This is a genomic window from Rhizobium esperanzae (assembly GCF_002204185.1).
GTDB lineage: Bacteria > Pseudomonadota > Alphaproteobacteria > Rhizobiales > Rhizobiaceae > Rhizobium > Rhizobium esperanzae.
The window spans coordinates 295,573-314,468 of record NZ_MXPU01000002.1; the positions used below are offsets into that span (position 1 = coordinate 295,573).

The 18,896-nt window shown below is 62.2% G+C and carries 21 protein-coding genes, 1 tRNA gene and 1 pseudogene; 18 read left to right on the forward strand and 5 right to left on the reverse strand.

The features are described from left to right. The first annotated feature begins 58 nt into the window (after window positions 1–58). Window positions 59–673, forward strand: coding sequence for a TetR/AcrR family transcriptional regulator (locus tag B5E41_RS03710; protein WP_088391141.1), 615 nt, complete (start codon window positions 59–61; stop codon window positions 671–673). Between the two features lie 79 nt (window positions 674–752). Here the strand turns inward: B5E41_RS03710 and B5E41_RS03715 are convergent. Beyond that, window positions 753–842 (reverse strand) — tRNA-Ser (locus B5E41_RS03715). A gap of 304 nt (window positions 843–1,146) precedes the next feature. On the opposite strand from B5E41_RS03715, the gene rplU reads away from it, so the two are divergent. From rplU to B5E41_RS03735, 4 genes are all read left to right on the forward strand, one after another. Further along, window positions 1,147–1,464 (forward strand): 50S ribosomal protein L21, encoded by a 318-nt coding sequence (gene rplU / locus B5E41_RS03720; protein WP_007824851.1) that lies wholly within the window; start codon window positions 1,147–1,149, stop codon window positions 1,462–1,464. A 34-nt stretch (window positions 1,465–1,498) separates the two neighbouring features. Then, window positions 1,499–1,768, forward strand: coding sequence for a 50S ribosomal protein L27 (rpmA, locus tag B5E41_RS03725; protein WP_004676172.1), 270 nt, complete (start codon window positions 1,499–1,501; stop codon window positions 1,766–1,768). A gap of 125 nt (window positions 1,769–1,893) precedes the next feature. Next, complete coding sequence (locus B5E41_RS03730; protein WP_064696443.1) at window positions 1,894–2,550, forward strand: GNAT family N-acetyltransferase; 657 nt, start codon at window positions 1,894–1,896, stop codon at window positions 2,548–2,550. Continuing rightward, entirely contained in the window at window positions 2,547–3,134 is a 588-nt protein-coding gene (locus tag B5E41_RS03735; protein WP_085860724.1) for a GNAT family N-acetyltransferase, read from the forward strand. The genes B5E41_RS03730 and B5E41_RS03735 overlap by 4 nt, the downstream gene beginning before the upstream one ends. A 37-nt stretch (window positions 3,135–3,171) precedes the next feature. On the opposite strand, the gene B5E41_RS03740 is transcribed toward B5E41_RS03735, so the two are convergent. Next, window positions 3,172–4,038: an endonuclease/exonuclease/phosphatase family protein gene (locus tag B5E41_RS03740; RefSeq protein WP_088391143.1), complete on the reverse strand. Its 867-nt coding sequence runs from the start codon at window positions 4,036–4,038 to the stop codon at window positions 3,172–3,174. 84 nt (window positions 4,039–4,122) lie between these two features. Between B5E41_RS03740 and obgE the strand changes: the two genes are divergently transcribed. The 7 genes from obgE to modC all read left to right on the forward strand — a co-directional run bounded on the left by obgE (window position 4,123) and on the right by modC (window position 11,531). After that, entirely contained in the window at window positions 4,123–5,211 is a 1,089-nt protein-coding gene (gene obgE, locus B5E41_RS03745) for a GTPase ObgE (protein WP_088391145.1), read from the forward strand. Next, window positions 5,198–6,367, forward strand: coding sequence for a glutamate 5-kinase (gene proB / locus B5E41_RS03750; protein ID WP_088391362.1), 1,170 nt, complete (start codon window positions 5,198–5,200; stop codon window positions 6,365–6,367). Before obgE ends, proB begins: the two co-directional genes overlap by 14 nt. Continuing rightward, the gene (locus B5E41_RS03755; protein WP_088391147.1) at window positions 6,360–7,643 is read left to right on the forward strand and encodes a glutamate-5-semialdehyde dehydrogenase; all 1,284 of its coding nucleotides are present in this window, start codon (window positions 6,360–6,362) and stop codon (window positions 7,641–7,643) included. The genes proB and B5E41_RS03755 overlap by 8 nt, the downstream gene beginning before the upstream one ends. A gap of 37 nt (window positions 7,644–7,680) precedes the next feature. Next, on the forward strand, window positions 7,681–8,280 hold the full coding sequence (locus tag B5E41_RS03760; protein WP_245303052.1) for a nicotinate-nucleotide adenylyltransferase: 600 nt from the start codon (window positions 7,681–7,683) through the stop codon (window positions 8,278–8,280). Between the two features lie 429 nt (window positions 8,281–8,709). Then, window positions 8,710–9,501 (forward strand): molybdate ABC transporter substrate-binding protein, encoded by a 792-nt coding sequence (modA, locus tag B5E41_RS03765; protein ID WP_088391151.1) that lies wholly within the window; start codon window positions 8,710–8,712, stop codon window positions 9,499–9,501. Between the two features lie 264 nt (window positions 9,502–9,765). Further along, on the forward strand, window positions 9,766–10,467 hold the full coding sequence (modB, locus tag B5E41_RS03770) for a molybdate ABC transporter permease subunit (RefSeq protein ID WP_088391153.1): 702 nt from the start codon (window positions 9,766–9,768) through the stop codon (window positions 10,465–10,467). Next, complete coding sequence (gene modC / locus B5E41_RS03775) at window positions 10,464–11,531, forward strand: molybdenum ABC transporter ATP-binding protein (RefSeq protein WP_088391155.1); 1,068 nt, start codon at window positions 10,464–10,466, stop codon at window positions 11,529–11,531. The genes modB and modC overlap by 4 nt, the downstream gene beginning before the upstream one ends. Here the strand turns inward: modC and B5E41_RS03780 are convergent, their stop codons facing one another. Continuing rightward, a complete protein-coding gene (locus B5E41_RS03780) occupies window positions 11,532–11,909 on the reverse strand; it encodes a winged helix-turn-helix domain-containing protein (protein ID WP_088391157.1) in 378 nt (125 codons plus the stop codon). A gap of 209 nt (window positions 11,910–12,118) precedes the next feature. Here B5E41_RS03780 and rsfS point away from each other — a divergent pair, with 209 nt between their 5' ends. From rsfS to B5E41_RS03810, 6 genes are all read left to right on the forward strand, one after another. Then, on the forward strand, window positions 12,119–12,562 hold the full coding sequence (rsfS, locus tag B5E41_RS03785) for a ribosome silencing factor (protein WP_042119120.1): 444 nt from the start codon (window positions 12,119–12,121) through the stop codon (window positions 12,560–12,562). 117 nt (window positions 12,563–12,679) lie between these two features. Beyond that, window positions 12,680–13,162, forward strand: a complete 483-nt coding sequence (rlmH, locus tag B5E41_RS03790; RefSeq protein ID WP_064805729.1) for a 23S rRNA (pseudouridine(1915)-N(3))-methyltransferase RlmH — start codon at window positions 12,680–12,682, stop codon at window positions 13,160–13,162. Window positions 13,163–13,341: 179 nt separating this feature from the next. Next, window positions 13,342–14,739, forward strand: a complete 1,398-nt coding sequence (locus B5E41_RS03795) for a murein hydrolase activator EnvC family protein (RefSeq protein ID WP_088391159.1) — start codon at window positions 13,342–13,344, stop codon at window positions 14,737–14,739. After that, complete coding sequence (locus B5E41_RS03800) at window positions 14,729–16,051, forward strand: S41 family peptidase (protein ID WP_088391161.1); 1,323 nt, start codon at window positions 14,729–14,731, stop codon at window positions 16,049–16,051. The genes B5E41_RS03795 and B5E41_RS03800 overlap by 11 nt, the downstream gene beginning before the upstream one ends. A gap of 76 nt (window positions 16,052–16,127) precedes the next feature. Further along, window positions 16,128–17,324 carry a divergent polysaccharide deacetylase family protein gene (locus B5E41_RS03805; protein ID WP_088391163.1) on the forward strand — a complete coding sequence of 399 codons (1,197 nt, stop codon included), beginning with the start codon at window positions 16,128–16,130 and terminating at the stop codon, window positions 17,322–17,324. A gap of 25 nt (window positions 17,325–17,349) precedes the next feature. After that, complete coding sequence (locus tag B5E41_RS03810; RefSeq protein ID WP_088391364.1) at window positions 17,350–17,883, forward strand: RNA pyrophosphohydrolase; 534 nt, start codon at window positions 17,350–17,352, stop codon at window positions 17,881–17,883. Between the two features lie 81 nt (window positions 17,884–17,964). Here B5E41_RS03810 and bfr read toward each other — a convergent pair whose 3' ends face one another. Further along, window positions 17,965–18,450: a bacterioferritin gene (gene bfr / locus B5E41_RS03815; protein WP_064805736.1), complete on the reverse strand. Its 486-nt coding sequence runs from the start codon at window positions 18,448–18,450 to the stop codon at window positions 17,965–17,967. Further along, window positions 18,416–18,815: pseudogene (locus B5E41_RS03820) on the reverse strand ((2Fe-2S)-binding protein). Before B5E41_RS03820 ends, bfr begins: the two are co-directional and overlap by 35 nt. Between the last annotated feature and the right edge of the window lie 81 nt (window positions 18,816–18,896).

The window sequence follows — 18,896 nt, forward strand, 5'->3', positions numbered from 1 at the left end:
GGACAATTGACCTGTTTTGTCAAGCTGCTAGAGTGAGCGTCGGTTCCCGTGAGACGCCATGATCGAAAACAAGAGAATCAACGACCCCGAAGGCGTGCGCCGCAGGATCATCGATGCTGCCTATGACGCCTTTGTCACCCAGGGTTATCTCGCAACCGGCATGCTGGAACTGCGCGAGAGGGCCTCAGTGTCCGGCGGCGCACTGGCACATCATTTTCCTGCAAAGCGTGACCTCGGGCTTGCAGTCATCCGCGATCGCGTCGCCGCCGCCGTTCGGCAGACATGGATCGAACCGCTGCACACATGTGTGGATGCACCGACCGCCATAGACCTGATTTTTGAAGCCATCATCGGTGAACTGACGCAAAAGGACCGGGTCTCCGGTTGCCCGCTCAACAATATGGCAATGGAAGTTTCGCAGCTTGACGCGGAAATGCGCGCGCTTGTCGGTGCCGTGTTCGAAGCCTGGCATGAAGCGCTCTCCGCCAAGTTTGCGGCAGATCTGGAAGAAAAACGCGCCGTCGGGCTTATTCCATCGAGAATTGCAACGCTGGTCATTGCCGCCTATTCCGGCGCCATGACAATGGCAAAGGCAAGCCAGGATGTCGGCCCGCTCAACGATTGCCGCGCCGAATTGGCGGCGCTGCTGGCGGCGAACTACCGCCGGCCTTGACCGCCAATTGCATTCAGAGGGGGCGGCCGATCTCGCCTGAAAAATCAGATTTGTGAAGCCGGCATGGACAGTGAACGAGTGGCGGAGAGGGTGGGATTTGAACCCACGATACCCTTGCAGGTATGCCGCATTTCGAGTGCGGTGCATTCGACCACTCTGCCACCTCTCCGCGGTCAGGTCGGCGCTTGTTCGGCGCGGGCGTTCTCATAACGGGCCTATGCCAGGTTGGCAAGCCGAAATATCGAGCTTTTCCATCCTTTTGCCTTGACACCTTTCCGTCACTCGCGTATCCCGCATCCGCAATAGGAGTGGAGTAGTCCGCCCCTTGCCCGCCTCGCGCTCGCGCGGGGTTTCACCGGCAGACCAGAATTCCGGGCTAGCTCCCTGAAATCCCTGCTTAACTTCGACTGATAAAAAGACGGCCATCTGCTTCGATCGCGGGGAGCGCCGGAACGAACATGAAAGGATAAAAAATGTTCGCAGTCATCAAGACCGGCGGTAAGCAGTACCGTGTGGCAGCCAACGACGTGCTGACCATCGAGAAGCTTGAAGCATCCGCTGGCGACTCCATTGAATTCACCGAAGTGCTCGTGATCGGCGAAGGCGCCGACGCGGCGATCGGTGCGCCCTTCGTAGCCGGCGCCTCCGTCAAGGCGGAAGTCGTCGACCAGACCCGCGGCAAGAAGGTCATCGCCTTCAAGAAGCGCCGTCGTCAGAATTCGAAGCGTTCGCGCGGCCATCGCCAGCATCACACGGTCGTCCGTATCACGGACATCGTGGCTGCCAAGTAAGATCAACGGGTTTCAGGTTTAAAGGAGAACTCCAATGGCACATAAAAAAGCTGGCGGTTCCTCGCGCAACGGTCGCGATTCCGAATCCAAGCGCCTTGGCGTGAAGAAGTTCGGCGGCGAAGCCGTCATCGCAGGCAACATCATCGTGCGTCAGCGCGGTACGCAGTGGCATCCCGGTTCCAACGTCGGCCTCGGCAAGGATCACACGATCTTTGCACTTACCGCCGGCAATGTGGATTACCGAACGAAGGCCAACGGTCGCGTCTACGTGTCTGTCATGCCGAAAGCGGAAGCAGCGGAATAAGCCGGTAGCGCTCTAAAACAGCCGGCGTCTCATCGACCCGGCTGGCCGTACCAGGTTCAGTCCAGAAAACAGGGGAGATGGGGCGCCATCTCCCCTTTTTCGTTGTCCAAACAGGAGGACTGAACATGCAAGGCGAATTGATAAGGGTGGACCAATCACGGTCTTCCCGGGAAGACCAGCGGTCTTCCAAGGAACGGCTGAGGCCGGAGCGGTTAAGGACCGATTGCCCTGTCTTGTTATCGGAACGGCTCGTCATGCGCGCGCCCCACGAAGAAGACATCGACGCCCTTGCCCATCTCGCCAACAACGCCAAAGTCGCCACCATGGTATCGCGTATGCCGCACCCCTATACCGCCAATGATGCCGCCGACTTTGTTTGGCGTTCGCGAAATGGCGAGATTGGCAAGTGCGTCTATGCCATCACCAAAGCCGAAAACGGCGCCTTCATGGGGTGCTGCGGCGTGGAACCGCATAACGACGGCAAGACCGTCGAGATCGGTTACTGGCTGGGTGAGCCCTACTGGAACCAGGGCTACACCACCGAGGCCTGCCATGCCCTCGTCGACATGGTGTTCCGGACGCGGCAGGACGTAGACCAGATCGACGCCCGCTGCCGGGTGATGAACGTCGCCTCGCGGCGCGTCATCCAGAAGTGCGGCTTCCAGTTCCAGGGATCGGGGCTTGCCGCTTCGCTGGCGCTCGGCAGCAACGTGCCTGTGGAATGGTACAGGCTCGACCGCAAGACCTGGATGTCGCTCCGAAGCTGGGGGAACATCGCATGAGCACGTCGGCACTGCAAAGGCCGGACACCAGGCCGATGATGCCCGGCCCCGCGCCGGTCATCCCGACTGCACGGCTGACGCTCCGCCCCCACCGGCTGAGCGATGCGCCCGCCATCGCGGAATCGCTCTCCGATTTCGCGGTGACGCGCATGCTTTCCCGCGTCCCCGCGCCGTTCGACCGGCAGGATGCGCTGGACTGGCTGATGCCGGTCACGTCAGGCACGCTGCCGGACTGGTCGCTGGCAATCACTGGCAAGGACGATGTCCATATCGGCACCGTCTCGATCGAGCTGCGCCACGGCCGCTGGCACCTCGGCTATTGGCTGAACCGCTACTACTGGCGACGCGGCTATATGAGCGAGGCGGTGGCGGCGATCATCGAGCGCTTCTCGCGCCGCATGCCTGAGACGCCTGTTCATTCCGGTGTCTTCGCCGACAACCCTGCTTCGCTGCGGCTGCAGGAGAAGCTCGGGTTCCGCATGACGGGTTGCGGCGAAATCTATTGTTTCGCCCGCAACACCATGGTGTCGCACATCGAAACCGTGCTGCAGCCGGGCGCGCTGCAGCCGCGGAAGGTTGCTTAGTCAAACAGGAGGCGCCGCCGCACCGGCGGCGCCTCCGTTAGTCTCCGATCTCGACCCACACCGGAAAATGATCGGACCCGACGGATTGCGTATCGATCCGGGCGGATTTCAACCGGCCCTCCAGGCCGCAACTGACGAAACAGTAATCGAGATGCATGCGTTTACCGTGATCCTCAGGATCCATCCAGCTGTAGCTCTCCGGGCGATAGGCCTGAAGCGCCGCAAAGGCGTCAACCGGCGTGCCGATCCTCGCCACGCGGCCGTAATATCCGCCACCGGCACCGGCAAGCGCGCAATATTCCGGCGATTCCGGCTCCATGTTGAAATCACCCACGATGACATAATCCTCCGGCAGCGGCGGCTCCGGCAGTTCGAATTCGGCGCCCCCTGTCAACGACCCGCCTTCTTGCATGAAGGCTTTGATCTGGGCGTTCAAAAATTGCAGCTGGCGAATGCGCTCGTCGGCGGAGACGTGGTCGAGATGGACGGAATAGACGCGGACTGCCCCGCCGGGAGCGGCGACCAGCGCCTCCGTTGCGCCGCGCTGCAGGTTGATCTTGGCGATCGTCCGGCTGCGTGGCAGAAGCAGCGTCCGCGTCGACAGGATCGGCCAGCGCGACAGCACCATATTGCCGAACTGAAAACGCGTGCCGCGCACCGGCTGCAGCCCGCCTTCGCCCCCGTCGATATGGATATCGCAGGCTGGCCCATACACCCAGAAATGGTCGGGAAAGAAGGCAGCAATGTCAGCCACCATGTCGGCAAAACCGTTGCGGGAAAAGCCGCGGGTCACCTCCTGCAGTGCAATGACATCGGCGCCTTCGAGGCTCCGGGCAATCCGCTTTAGATCGTATCGGCCGTCGAGACCGAAGCCGTACTGTATGTTATAGCTCACGAAATTCACGATAATCTTTGACCTCCGTCGGAACCGCCTATATCGAATGGGCCAAGACGGGCCGTCCAACTGCCACCGGATACTGGAAGTAAAATGAAATTTCTCGACGAAGCAAAGGTCTATATCCGATCCGGAGATGGCGGCGCGGGCAGCGTTTCCTTCCGGCGCGAGAAATTCATCGAGTTCGGCGGCCCGGATGGCGGCGATGGCGGACGCGGCGGCGACGTCTGGGTCGAGGCCGTCAACGGCCTTAACACGCTGATCGATTTCCGCTACCAGCAGCATTTCAAGGCGACGATCGGCACCCATGGCATGGGCCGCAATCGCACCGGCGCCAACGGCAGCGACGTGACCTTGAAGGTCCCCGTGGGAACGCAGATCTTCGAGGAAGACCGGGAAACGATGATCTGCGACCTGACCGAGGAAGGCCAGCGTTACTGCCTCGCCCACGGCGGCAATGGCGGCTTCGGCAACGCCCATTTCAAAACCTCGGTCAACCAGGCGCCGGATTGGGCCAATCCCGGCCTGCCCGGCGAGGAAAAAACCATCTGGCTGCGGCTGAAACTGATTGCCGATGCCGGCCTTGTCGGCCTGCCAAATGCTGGCAAATCGACCTTCCTGGCAGCGGTTACCCGCGCCCGGCCGAAGATCGCCAATTACCCCTTCACCACGCTGCATCCCAATCTCGGCGTCGCCACCATCGACGAGCGGGAGTTCATTCTTGCCGACATTCCCGGCCTGATCGAAGGTGCCCATGAGGGTGTCGGCATCGGCGACCGTTTCCTCGGCCATGTCGAGCGCACCCGCGTGCTGCTTCACCTCGTCTCCGCTCAGGAAGAAAAGGTCGGCAAGGCCTATAAGACGGTCAAACACGAACTCGAAGCCTATGGCAATGAGCTGACCGACAAGCCCGAGATCGTGGCGCTGTCGCAGATCGACGTGCTCGACGAGGCCGAACTGAAGAAGAAGACGAAGGAATTGGCGAAAGCCTGCGGCAAGACCCCCTTCCAGATCTCGGCCGTTACCGGCAGGGGCATGACCGAGGTTCTGCGTGCACTGCGCGACATCATCGTCGAGAACAATGCCGAGGAGAAGCCGGCCAAGGCGCCGAAACTCCGGCATCGCGACATGGTCGTCAGTGAAGACGGCAACGACGAGGATGGGGCCGATGACCAGCCGTAAGCCGCTTGGCCGCTACCGCCGCATCGTCATCAAGATCGGCTCCGCCCTTCTGGTCGACCGCAAGGCCGGGCTGAAGAAGGCCTGGCTCGATGCCATGTGCGCCGACATCGCGGGCCTGAAGGCCAAGGGGATCGACGTGCTTGTGGTTTCCTCCGGCGCCATCGCCCTCGGCCGCTCGGTGCTCGATCTTCCCTCTGGCGCCTTGAAACTGGAGGAAAGCCAGGCCGCCGCCGCCGTCGGCCAGATCGCGTTGGCGCGCGCCTGGTCGGAGAGCCTGTCGCGCGACGAGATCGTCGCCGGCCAGATCCTGCTGACGCTTGGCGACACGGAAGAGCGCCGCCGCTATCTCAACGCGCGCGCCACCATCAATCAGCTGCTGAAGATCGGCGCCGTGCCGATCATCAACGAGAACGACACGGTCGCCACCAGCGAAATCCGCTATGGCGACAACGACCGGCTGGCCGCCCGCGTGGCGACGATGACCGGCGCCGACCTGCTCATCCTTCTTTCCGATATCGACGGCCTCTACACCGCGCCGCCGCATCTCGATCCGAATGCCGCCTTCCTGGAGACGATCGCCGAAATCACCCCGGAGATCGAGGCGATGGCCGGCGGTGCGGCCTCCGAGCTTTCGCGCGGCGGCATGCGCACCAAGATCGATGCCGGCAAGATCGCGACCACCTCTGGCTGCGCCATGATCATCGCCTCCGGCAAGACCGACAGCCCGCTGTCGGCAATCGAAAACGGCGCGCGCTCTTCCTGGTTCGCCCCCTCCGGAACGCCCGTCACCGCCCGCAAGACCTGGATCGCCGGACAATTGCAGCCGGCCGGCGAACTGCACGTCGATGAGGGTGCCGTCACGGCGCTCGGCGCTGGCAAGAGCCTGCTTCCCGCCGGCGTGCGCAGCATTTCCGGCCTCTTCAGCCGCGGTGACACCGTGGCGATCATCGGACCGGCCGGCCGCGAGATCGCCCGCGGCCTGGTAAGCTACGATGCCGAGGATGCCCGCCGCATCGCCGGCCGTAAATCGGCGGAGATCGAGGCCATTCTCGGTTACGCCGGGCGGGCCGCTATGGTTCATCGCGACGACATGGTGATGACCGCGCAGATCGGGTCGAAATCGGAAAGGCAGAAGAAGGACGCGAGCTATGCTTGATACCGTTGCGCCGGGCCCTGACATTGATGCGCTGATGAACGACATCGGCCGCAAGGCGAAGGCTGCCGCGCGGCCGTTGGGCTTTGCCTCCACCGAGGCGAAGAATAAGGCCCTGAACGCCATGGCCGACGCGATCCTGGCGAACAAGGCGCATATCCTCGCCGAAAACGCCAAGGACCTGAAGGACATCGAAGGCAGCGAAACGCTTGCCTCCTTCGTCGACCGGTTGACGCTGAACGACAAGCGCATTGCCGAGATGGCCGAGGGAATCCGCGCGATTGCCGCCCTTGCCGATCCGGTCGGCGAGATCATCGCCGCCTGGGACCGGCCGAACGGCCTGAAGATCGAGCGCGTCCGCACGCCGCTCGGCGTCATCGGCGTCATTTTCGAAAGCCGGCCGAACGTCACCGCCGATGCCGGCGCGCTCTGCCTCAAGGCGGGCAATGCGGTCATCCTGCGCTGCGGCTCGGATTCGCGCCGTTCATCGCAGGCTATCCATGCCTGCATGGTCGAAGGCCTGAAGGCGGCGGGACTTCCGGAGCATGCGATCCAGCTCGTTCCGGTCACCGACCGCGCCGCCGTCGGCGCCATGCTGCGCGGCCTCGAGGGTGCAATCGACGTCATCGTGCCGCGCGGCGGCAAGAGCCTGGTAGCCCGCGTCCAGAGCGAAGCGCGCGTGCCGGTGTTTGCGCATCTCGAAGGCCTGTGCCACATCTATGTCGATGCATCGGCCGATATCGAGATGGCGAAGAAAATCGTCGTCAACGCCAAGATGCGCCGCACCGGCATCTGCGGCGCGGCCGAGACCCTGCTCGTCGATGCGGCAGCGATCGGCACGCATCTGACGCCACTGCTCGAGGTGCTGACCGATGCCGGCTGCGAGATCCGCGCTTCGGCGGCAGTGCTGAAGGTTGCGCCCGGCCTTAAGCCCGCGACGGAGGAGGACTGGTCGACCGAATATCTCGACGCGATCATATCGGTCGCGGTGGTCGACGGCATATCGGGCGCCATCGCCCATATCCAGAAATATTCGTCTAACCATACCGAGGCCGTCATCGCCGAAGACCCCGGCGTGGTCGCGCGTTTCTTCACCGAAGTCGATTCGGCGATCCTGCTGCACAACGCCTCGACCCAGTTCGCCGACGGCGGCGAATTCGGCATGGGCGCGGAAATCGGCATCGCCACCGGCAAGATGCATGCCCGTGGCCCCGTCGGTGTCGAACAACTGACATCCTTCAAATACCGGGTGCGCGGTGCCGGACAGACCCGACCCTGACGTGACGACGGAAAAGCTGGACCGACGTTATCTCCGCATGCCGCACAGCGAGCGCGGCATGGTCGTCGGCCTGTTCGGCGGGTCGTTCAATCCGCCGCATGAGGGCCATGCGCTCGTCGCCGAAATCGCCATCAAGCGCCTCGGCCTCGACCAGCTCTGGTGGATGGTGACTCCCGGCAACCCGCTGAAAAGCCGCAATCTTCTCGCGCCGCTTGCCGAGCGCATTGCCGAAAGCGAGCGTGTCGCCGCCGATCCGCGCATCAAGGTCACCGCTTTCGAGCAGGCGCTCGGCGTCAGCTACACCGCCAATACGCTGGCCCGCGTCAAAGCCCGCAATCCGCATGTGCATTTCATCTGGATCATGGGCGCCGACAGCCTGCAGACCTTCCACAAATGGCAGAAATGGCAGGAGATCGCCCGCACCTTTCCGATCGCCGTGATCGACCGACCGGGCGCCACACTCTCCTATCTCTCTTCGAAAATGACGAGGACCTTCGATTTCGCCCGCATCGACGAGGACGACGCGCGGGTTCTCTGGAAGAAGCCGGCGCCGGCCTGGACCTTCATTCACGGCCCGCGCTCCGGCTTGAGCTCGACGGCAATCCGCAACGGCGCTTTGCCGGGCACGGTCGAATAGCTGAATTTCAGGAAAACTCCCGGAAACGAGAAAGCCCGACGGGGGAGGAGATCCGTCGGGCTTATAAACTCGACCGACAACTGGGAGGAGGAGTGTTGCCGATCCTGTCGAACGGCTATGGGAGGAGGAGAAAGCCGTTTCGATGGATGTGTTGTACCATATTCCGCGGGAAGGTGAATGTCATTTTGTGCAATGCAGCAATGCGGACGATGCAATACTGCGGCTGCGAGCCCTGGTACGCTGCCGTTTTAATCGGCAAAACCTAAAGAGCGTCTTGGCCCTTGCGGTCCTCTGGCGTACCGATCGCGCAATGCACCTCATGAATAGGTAAGGCCATCGATACAGTTATATTTTCTTGGATACATCCCTAGCCAAACCGTGAGAGCCGTTATATTCGTTAAAATATTTCGAATCCTGGTGAGTGAAAGTATGCAGAACCGCGGCCGATGGATGAACCTGGCAACCGCCGCGATCGCGGCTCTCTGGTTAGGCGCGGCAGCGCTGCCGGCGCCGGCCGCAGCCGCCGAAAAACTGACCGTCTTTGCCGCGGCGAGCCTCAAGAATGCGCTCGACGCCGCCAATGCCGCCTGGACCAGGGAGAGCGGCAAGGAAACCGTCGCCTCCTATGCGGCGAGCGGGGCGCTTGCCAAGCAGATTGAAAATGCCGCCCCGGCCGATATCTTCATTTCGGCCGATGGCGATTGGATGGATTATCTTGCCGAGAAGAAGCTGATCAAAGCCGAGAGCCGTTCGGACCTGCTCGGAAACCGGATCGTACTCGTGGCCGAAAAGGACAAGGCAAAGCCGGTAGAGATCAAACAGGGTTTCGATCTCGCCGATTTGCTCGGTGACGGCAGGCTTGCCATGGGTGAGCCGAAATCGGTTCCCGCAGGCAAATACGGCATGGCCGCACTGGAAAAACTCGGCGTCTGGACATCGGTCGAAAGCAAGGTCGCCGGCGCGGAAAGCGTGCGCGCCGCCCTCGCCCTGGTCTCCCGCGGCGAAGCACCTTATGGCATCGTCTACCAGACCGACGCGGCGGCCGATAAGGGTGTCGCGATCGTCGGCACCTTCCCGGCCGACTCCCACCCACCGATCATCTATCCGGTGGCAATTCTTGCCGACAGCAAGAACCCGGATGCAGCAGCCTATCTCGATTTCCTGAAATCGGACAAGGCAGCCGCTTTCTTCACGGCGCAGGGCTTCACTATCCTGAAGTGATTGAGAAGCTGAGACGATTGCGGAATCAGGGGCGACAGCTTAGCGTCAAGGCTGCTGACCTACTATTCTGGCTGCCCACTTCGTGCGGATGGTTGCGCTCCGAGACGTTAGTGAGGGACGGAGAGGTTGCGGCGATCCCCCTTCGCCCCGCGAGCCGGGGTCCGAAGGACGGGTCGAGACCCGTGGCCAGACCCCGGCGGTGCCGGCAGGCGGATGAGGGGCAGGCGTCAGGTGATGCCGGATTTTCCAGGGAGACCACCGCAGTTGAACATATTCGGCCTGAGCAACGAAGAATGGACGGCGATCCTGCTCAGCCTGCGCGTCTCGATCGTCGCGATGCTGGCGAGCCTGCCCTTCGGCATCCTCGTTGCCCTGCTCTTGGCCCGCGGCCGCTTCTGGGGCAAGTCGGTGCTGAACGGCATCGTTCACCTGCCGTTGATCCTGCCTCCCGTCGTCACCGGTTTTCTTCTTCTCATCCTCTTCGGCCGCCGCGGTCCGATCGGCAGCCTGCTCGACCAGCATTTCGGCATCGTCTTCTCCTTCCGCTGGACGGGCGCCGCACTTGCCTGCGCCGTCATGGCCTTCCCGCTGATGGTTCGCAGCATCCGCCTGTCGATCGAGGCAGTCGACCGCAAGCTGGAGGAGGCGGCCGGAACGCTCGGCGCCGGCCCTGTCTGGATTTTCCTGACGATCACCCTGCCGCTGACCCTGCCCGGCATCATCGCCGGCATGATCCTCTCCTTCGCCAAGGCGATGGGGGAATTCGGCGCGACAATCACCTTCGTCTCCAATATTCCCGGGGAGACCCAGACCTTGTCGTCCGCGATCTACACCTTTACCCAGGTGCCGGGCGGCGATGCCGGCGCGCTGCGGCTGACGCTGATCGCCATCGTCATTTCCATGGCTGCCGTGCTCACCTCCGAATTGCTCGCTCGTCTCGCCGGCCGAAGGATCGATCCGGAATGACCCTGATCGTCCAGGCAAAACAGAGACTCGGCGCCTTTTCGCTCGACGCCGCCTTCACCTCCGAAGGCGGTGTGACCGCATTGTTCGGCCGCTCCGGCTCCGGCAAGACCTCACTGATCCGCATCATCGCCGGTCTCGCCCGGCCGGATGAAGGTCGCGTCGTGCTTGACGGCGAGCGCCTCACCGAAACGACAGCTGGCATCGTCGTCCCGAAACACCGCCGCCGTTTCGGTTATGTCTTTCAGGAGGCACGGCTGTTTCCGCATTTGAGCGTCCGCGCCAATCTTTCCTACGGCCGCTGGTTTGCCCCAAAGGCGGCGCGCCGCGAGAGTTTCGACCATATCATCGACCTGCTCGGCATCGGGCCGCTGCTGGAACGCAGCCCGGCAAAACTTTCCGGCGGCGAAAAGCAGCGGGTCGCGATCGGCCGCGCCCTTCTCTCCTCGCCCCGGCTGCTTTTGATGGACGAGCCGCTTGCCGCCCTCGACGAGGCGCGCAAGGCCGAGATCCTGCCCTATCTCGAGCGGTTGCGCGATGAGACCGAAATCCCGATCGTCTATGTCAGCCATTCGATCGCCGAGGTGGCGCGGCTGGCAAATCAGGTCGTCGTCCTCAGCGACGGCAAGGTGCAAGCGACCGGCCCGGCCGTCGACATATTGAGCCGCCCGTCTGCGGCCGCCGACCGGAAAGAGGCCGGCGCGCTGCTCGAAGGCACCGTCGAAAGCTTCGATGCGCGTCACCGCTTGTCGACCGTCACTCTGAAATCCTCTCAATTGCATATTCCGAGCGCAGTGCTTACGCCCGGCAGACCAGTGCGCATCCGCATCCCGTCGCGCGACGTCATGCTGGCGACCGCCAGGCCCGAGGGCCTCAGCGCGCTAAACATTCTCGAAGGCAGGATCGAAGCGATATCGTCGGGCGAGGACGGAACGGTCGAAATCCGGATCGATTGTGCCGGCGACGCCATTCTTTCGCGTATAACCGCGCTCTCCTGCGAGCGCCTTGATCTCCGGCCCGGCAAGACGGTCTTCGCCATCATCAAGACGGTTGCCCTGGAAAGCTGATCAGCCGTGCTCGCCAGGCGGCAGGTTGCGCTTGGCTTCGAGCCAGGCGAGATCCTCAGCAAGGCTCTCCCGCACCGTCTTTTCCATCCGGCGAAAACGCGCGAGCAATTCTTCGCCGAATGGCGTCAATGCCGCACCGCCGCCCTTCTGCCCGCCGCGTTGCGGCTCCACCACCTGTTCTGAGAACATCCGGTTCATCTCGCTGACGAGCAGCCAGGCTCGGCGATAGGACATGTCCATCGCCCGTCCGGCCGCCGAGATCGATCCGGTCGCGCGGATATGCTCCAGCAGTTCCATCTTGCCGTGACCGAGGCGGTGCTCATTCGGAAAGCTGATTCGCAGGACGGGAACAGGTGTTTTTGCGGCTGGGTCGGTCATCGCATCGAGAAATCGAGGAATTTGCGGCACTTTACGCCGCGGTACGGAAACTGTACACCGACCGCACAAGCAGCCTGGGCGGCAATATTCTTCAATTCGGGCGCCAGATCGGATTTTCGGCCGCTCTGTACCTTAGCACGTCTTGAAACATTAGTGGTTTGATGCCTATCTTAACCATGATCCGGTCGTGATCGGATCTCGTGTTGTGCATGGTTTGTCATTCCAGGAAAGGGAAAAAACTGACAACAGTACACGCCAAGGGAAAAACGCTCGCCGTTGTCCCGAAGAGCGCGGAACGTGGCGCCGATGCCGCCGCCCGCGCCTTAGAAGCCGTCCTCACCAGCCTTGAGGACTCCAAAGCTGAAGATATCGTCACTATCGACATTGCCGGAAAATCGGCGCTTGGAGACTACATGATCGTCGTCTCCGGTCGCTCGAACAGGCATGTCCTGGCGATTTCGGATCACCTGCTCACCGATCTCAAGGACGAAGGCTTCGGTTCAGCCCGCGTCGAAGGTCAGGAAGGCGGCGATTGGATCCTGATCGACACCGGTGACATCATCGTGCATGTGTTCCGTCCCGAAATCCGCGAGTTCTACAACATCGAAAAGATGTGGGCGGCTCCGGATATGGATGAAGAAACACGGCACTGACAGGCGGGCCGGCATCGCCCGGCGCCTGAGATGCGGCATTTGACTGGCCGGAAAACATGAGAAGCCGGCTGCGGTGCATCGTGCGCCTGAAATGCCGTCACGAGCAGGAGCGGGGAAATGCGAATTGGTCTTTTTGCGGTGGGACGGCTGAAGTCCGGCCCCGAAAAGGATCTTGTGGCCCGTTACCTCGATCGTTTCGCCAAGGCCGGCTCTGCTGTCGGTCTCGAATTCACCCGTGTTGCCGAAGTGGGCGAAAGCCGCGCCTCCAATGCGGAGACCCGCAAGCGCGAAGAGGCGGCGATGCTTTTGAAATCGCTGGCCGAGGGCAGTGTTCTCATTCTTCTCGATGAACGCGGCAAGGCGCTCGACAGCGAAGCCTTCGCAAACCTGCTCGGCACCTATCGTGACCAGGGAAAACGCGAGCTGACGATTGCGATCGGCGGAGCCGACGGCCTCGATCCCGCCCTTTACGACCGGGCCGACGCCACACTGTGCCTCGGCAAAATGACCTGGCCGCACCAACTCGTGCGCACGCTGATCGCCGAGCAGCTCTACCGCGCCGTCACCATCTTGTCCGGCCATCCCTATCACCGCGTCTGACCATTCCGGCTCGGTCCATGGCTTTGGCGATGCGTCGCATTGTCACGCAGCCTTGTTTTGCGCAGGCAGGCTTTCTCCTGCAAACTTTCTGGCAAAGCGTGCCAAATCAGCTTAGTCTCGGCGCGATTTGAGAGAGTGCCCGGACACGCATGACGACGACTCCAACCAGGCGACACCGCATGATTCTGCCGGCACTTGCGGCCGGTTTGGGTGTTGCGGTCATACTCGTCTCGACAAGCCCGTTTTCGGTCCGGGCCCAGGATGCCGCCCCGGAAGCGGCGCAATCTTCAGACCCGCCGCCCGCCGAGGCGCCGCCCGATCCGGCCGCCGAACTTGCCGCCAAACGCGATCAGACCCGCGCCGAACTCCAAACCCTCTCGAAGACGATCAGCCTGTCCTCCGACAAGGTGAGCGAACTCCAGCAGAGTATCGCCAATCTGGAAAAGAGCACGCAGAGCATTCGCCAGGCGCTGATCGATTCCGCCGCCCGCCGCAAAGGGCTGGAAAAGCAGATTCTCGAGAGCGAGAAGAAGCTTGCCGATCTCGGCGTCAAGCAGGATAGCATTCGCCGTTCCCTGCATGAGCGCCGCGGCCTGCTGGCCGAGGTGCTGGCGGCACTCCAGCGCATGGGCCGCAATCCGCCGCCGGCTTTGCTCGTCACGCCCGACGACGCGCTTGCTTCCGTGCGCAGCGCCATACTGCTCGGCGCCGTCGTGCCCGGTATTCGCAAGGAAACCGACAAGCTCGCCGCCGATCTCGCAAGCCTGGCTGCGCTGCAGACGGCGAGCGCCGCCGAGAAGACGCAGCTTACGGCGACGATGACCGACAGCATCGAGGAAGAGCGGCGCATGGACCTGCTGCTTGCCGAAAACGATAAGCTCAGCCGCAGCAACGCCGCCGAACTGGAGGCCGAAAGGAAACGTTCGGAGGAGCTCGCGGGCAAGGCGACCAGCCTCGAAGGCCTTGTCGCCTCGATGGAATCCGAGATCGCTTCGGTGCGCGAAGCGGCTGCCGCCGCCCGCCAGGCCGAGGAGAACCGCAAACTTTTGACCGACGAGCAGCGGGCTCAGGCGAAGGCGCTGGCCGACAGCGGCGTGCCCGATAAAAACCGCATTGCGCCCGCATATCCCTTCGCAGAATTGAAGGCGAAATTGGAACTGCCCGTGGCCGGCGATATCCTGCGCCAGTTCGGCGATGCCGATGGCACCGGGCACGAAGCCATGGGCATGACCGTCGCCACCAACCCGGAGACAGTGGTGACGGCGCCTGCCGATGGCCTGGTGGTTTTTGCCGGCGCGTTCCGCAGTTACGGTCAGATGATCATTCTCGACGCGGGCGACGGATACCACCTGGTTCTCTCGGGAATGGATGCGATCAATACCCGTCAGGGAAAATTCGTTTTCTCCGGCGAGCCGCTCGCCGTGATGGGAGCGAAAAGAGTGGCGAGCGCAACTGCATTGGCGCTGGAAACGGACCGGCCAACGCTTTACATTGAATTTCGAAAAGACGGTAAACCGGTCGATTCCCGACCGTGGTGGACCGCCAAGGACACTGGAAAGGCACGCAATGATTCGTAGGGCTTCTCTTGTTCTGGTCGGCGCATTGATGGGTGCGACCGCGATGAGCGTCATTTACTCGGCAGGTGTGCCGGCAGAAGCAGCCGGATCCTCCACATACAAGGAACTGTCGGTATTCGGCGACGTCTTCGAACGCGTGCGCGCGCAGTACGTCACGCCGCCGGCCGAGGACAAGCTGATCGAGAATGCCATCAACGGCATGCTGTCCTCGCTCGATCCGCATTCGAGCTACATGAATGCGAAGGACGCCGAAGACATGCGCACCCAGACGAAGGGTGAGTTCGGCGGTCTCGGCATCGAAGTCACGATGGAAGACGAGCTCGTCAAGGTCATCACCCCGATCGATGACACGCCCGCCGCCAAGGCCGGCGTTCTCGCCGGCGATTACATCTCCGAGATCGACGGCCAGTCCGTGCGCGGCCTGAAGCTGGAAGACGCGGTCGAGAAGATGCGCGGCGCCGTCAATACGCCGATCAAGCTGACGCTGATCCGCAAGGGCGCCGACAAGCCGATCGAACTGACGATCGTCCGTGATGTGGTCGCCGTCCAGGCCGTCAAGTCGCGCGTCGAGGACGATGTCGGTTACCTCCGCATCATCTCCTTCACCGAAAAGACCTATCCCGACATGGAGAAGGCGATCAAGAAGATCAAGGACACCGTTCCGACCGACAAACTGAAGGGTTACGTCCTTGACCTGCGTCTCAACCCGGGCGGTCTGCTCGACCAGGCGATCAACGTCTCCGACGCGCTGCTGCAGCGTGGCGAGGTCGTTTCGACCCGCGGCCGCAATCCCGATGAAACCCGTCGCTTCAATGCCGGTCCGGGCGATCTGACCGATGGCAAGCCGGTCATCGTGCTGATCAACGGCGGTTCGGCCTCCGCATCGGAAATCGTCGCCGGCGCCCTTCAGGATCTTCGCCGTGCCACCGTTCTCGGCACCCGCTCCTTCGGCAAGGGTTCCGTCCAGACGATCATCCCGCTCGGCGAAAACGGCGCGCTGCGCCTGACCACGGCGCTCTATTACACGCCGTCGGGCCGCTCGATCCAGGGCACCGGCATCACCCCCGACATCAAGGTCGAGGAGCCGCTGCCGGAGGAACTGCAGGGCAAGATGGTGACCGAAGGCGAATCCAGCCTGCGCGGCCACATCAAGGGCCAGAGCGAAACCGACGAAGGTTCGGGCTCCGTCGCCTATGTGCCGCCGGACCCGAAGGATGACGTTCAGCTGAACTACGCGCTCGACCTGCTGCGCGGCAAGAAGACCGATCCGGCCTTCCCGCCGAACCCGGACAAGGCCGTCGTCGCCAAGTAATCGATCATTGCAAGGCCGGGCACTCGCCCGGCCTTGACCCTTTCTGCTGTTTCCCGGTTTGGAGCGGGCGAGAAAATTGGGAACGGACCTGCATGCGCCTTTGGGGCGCAACCGCAAAACCGGCAGCCGGCGGCCGGGAGTGCTGCGCCTTGGCCGCATCGCCGCCAGTCTGTGCCTTTTCGCGATAGGCGGCTTCTCTCTCTATACGGCGTTTCGCGGCGACGGGCTCGAACGCAAAAAACCGCCGACAACCGAGCAAGCGGCAGCGCCCTCTTCCAGCACGCCTCAACCGGCACAGACGCCGGCCGGCCAGGCGGCGGATGGCATACCGCGCGCCGAACCGGGTTCGGGCGCCAATGTCGAGCAGATGGTCACCGGTGACGGCTCCGTCGTTACCAAGTACAGCCCCCGTCCCCGCGACGGCAGCGGGCCGGTATTGGTCGATGCAATGCAGATCGGCCAGGATCCGCGCATGGCGGCGCTGCCGAACGAGACACTGCTTGAGGATTCGGCCTATGGCAGGCTGCCGAAAGTCGGTCCCGACGGCCGACGGCCGATGGATCAGTATGCCCGTCCCTCGTCCGGTGCCCGCGGTGTGCGCGTTGCCATTGTCGTCAGCGGCCTTGGGCTCAGCCAGACGGGAACGCAGCGCGCCATCGCCGAATTGCCCGAGGAGATCACGCTGGCCTTTGCCGCAAGCGGCAATAGCCTCCAGCGCTGGATGCAGGAGGCTCGCCGCGGCGGCCATGAAATCCTTCTTCAGGTGCCGCTGGAACCCTTTGATTACCCGGCCAATGATCCAGGCCCGGAGACCCTGCTCACCTCCAAGCCGGTCGCCCGCAATGTCGAGAACCTGCACAAGGCGATGGGCGAGATCACCAACTACACCGGCATCATGAACTATCTCGGCGGCCGTTTCCTTTCCGACCCTGCCGCCATGGAGCCCATCATGCGCGATATCGGCAAGCGTGGCCTGCTCTTCCTCGATGACGGGACGTCGGCGCAGTCGAAAACGGCTGATGTCGCCAAGGGGACCGAACTGCCCTATGCCTTTGCCGATCTGCAGCTCGACGGCCAGCTTGACGTCAACGCCATCCTCAAGAAACTCGATGAGCTCGAACGCATCGCTCGCAAGAACGGCCAGGCGATCGGCATCGCCTCGGCTTTTGACGAAAGCGTCGACGCCATTGCCAAGTGGAGCGAAGAGGCTTCGATGCGCGGCATCGAGATCGTCGGCGTCGCGTCGCTTTCCAACGACCCCAGAAACCCCTGAGATGATGCCCTCAACGGAGAAGAAGATGAACCAGGCCACTGTGAAAGCCGAGGATCTGCCCTATCGCCCATGCGTCGGCGTGATGATCCTGAACCGCGATGGCCTGGTCTGGGCCGGCCGGCGTATCCCTGACGGCAATTCCGAATATGACGGCTCGCCGCAGCTCTGGCAGATGCCTCAGGGAGGCATCGACAAGGGCGAGAATCCCCTGGACGCCGCCTATCGCGAGCTCTATGAGGAAACCGGCATCAGGACGGTGACGCTGCTCGCCGAAGCAAGCAATTGGATCAATTACGATCTGCCCCCGGCGCTGATCGGCATCGGGCTGAAAGGGAAGTTTCGCGGCCAGACGCAGCGCTGGTTCGCCTTCCGCTTCGAGGGCGACGAGAGCGAGATCGCCATCAATCCGCCGCCCGGCGGCCACGATCCCGAATTCGATGCCTGGGAATGGAAGCCGATGCAGGCACTGCCGGGCCTGATCGTTCCTTTCAAACGCGCTGTCTACGACCAGGTGATCGCCGAGTTCCAGCATCTGGCGGCGTTGCAATCGGAAGGCTGATCATGCCGGAATGCTTCCGTTTTGCGAGCGGCGAGCGCGGGAGTGCCGGCCGCTCTGAAGCGGCCGACATCTAATAGCAGCTTATTCGGCTTCGTCAGCGGAATCGGCGTTGAGCTGGCCGTATTTGCTTTCACCGATTTTTTCGAGCAGATCGAGCTGCGTTTCGAGGAAGTCGATATGGCCTTCTTCATCGGCCAGCAGCTCTTCGAACAGCTTCATCGAGACGTAATCGCCGGCGTCATAACAGATATCGCGCGACTTCTTGTAGGCCGTGCGGGCGTCGTACTCGCCGGCGAGATCGGCTTCGAGGACTTCCTTGACGTTCTGGCCGATGCGCAGAGGGGCCAGAGTCTGCAAATTGGGATGGCCTTCGAGGAAGATGATGCGGGCGACGAGCCGGTCGGCATGATGCATCTCTTCGATGGATTCGGCGCGTTCCTTCTTGGCGAGCTTGGTGTAGCCCCAATCCTCGAGAAGACGATAGTGAACCCAATATTGATTGACCGCCCCGAGTTCGAGGAACAGTGCCTCGTTAAGCCGCTCGATGACCTTTTTGTCGCCTTTCAATGTCCGCTCTCCTGTTTTCCTCATGGAATTGCTTCAAGCGCGACATGAAATCAAATATTTCGGCTTCCGTCGAGTGGCGGCGGGCGTGATAATCCTCGGTTGTACGGATAATGATGTCGACCACATTTGGGAAGCAGCCGCAGCAACGGCCTCGCTTTTCCATCGCATGATAGACCTTCGCAGGCACGATAAGCTGCCAACAATCTTCGTCGAGAAGGTTGATGATAACCTCCCGGATTTCCTTGTCGGTTATGTAATTGCAGCTGCAGACAAGCACGTCTTCATTTCCAAACATGACACTGACTATCGTGTTTTCTGCTAAAGAAGATGGCGGCTGTCAAGAAAAAATTCGAATCCGACGGCATCGATTGGAAGCGATGGGCGCGGCCTGTTGCAGATTGACTGAAACTGTGCGGCGATCGCACGATGAGGCATGCCCCGGTCGA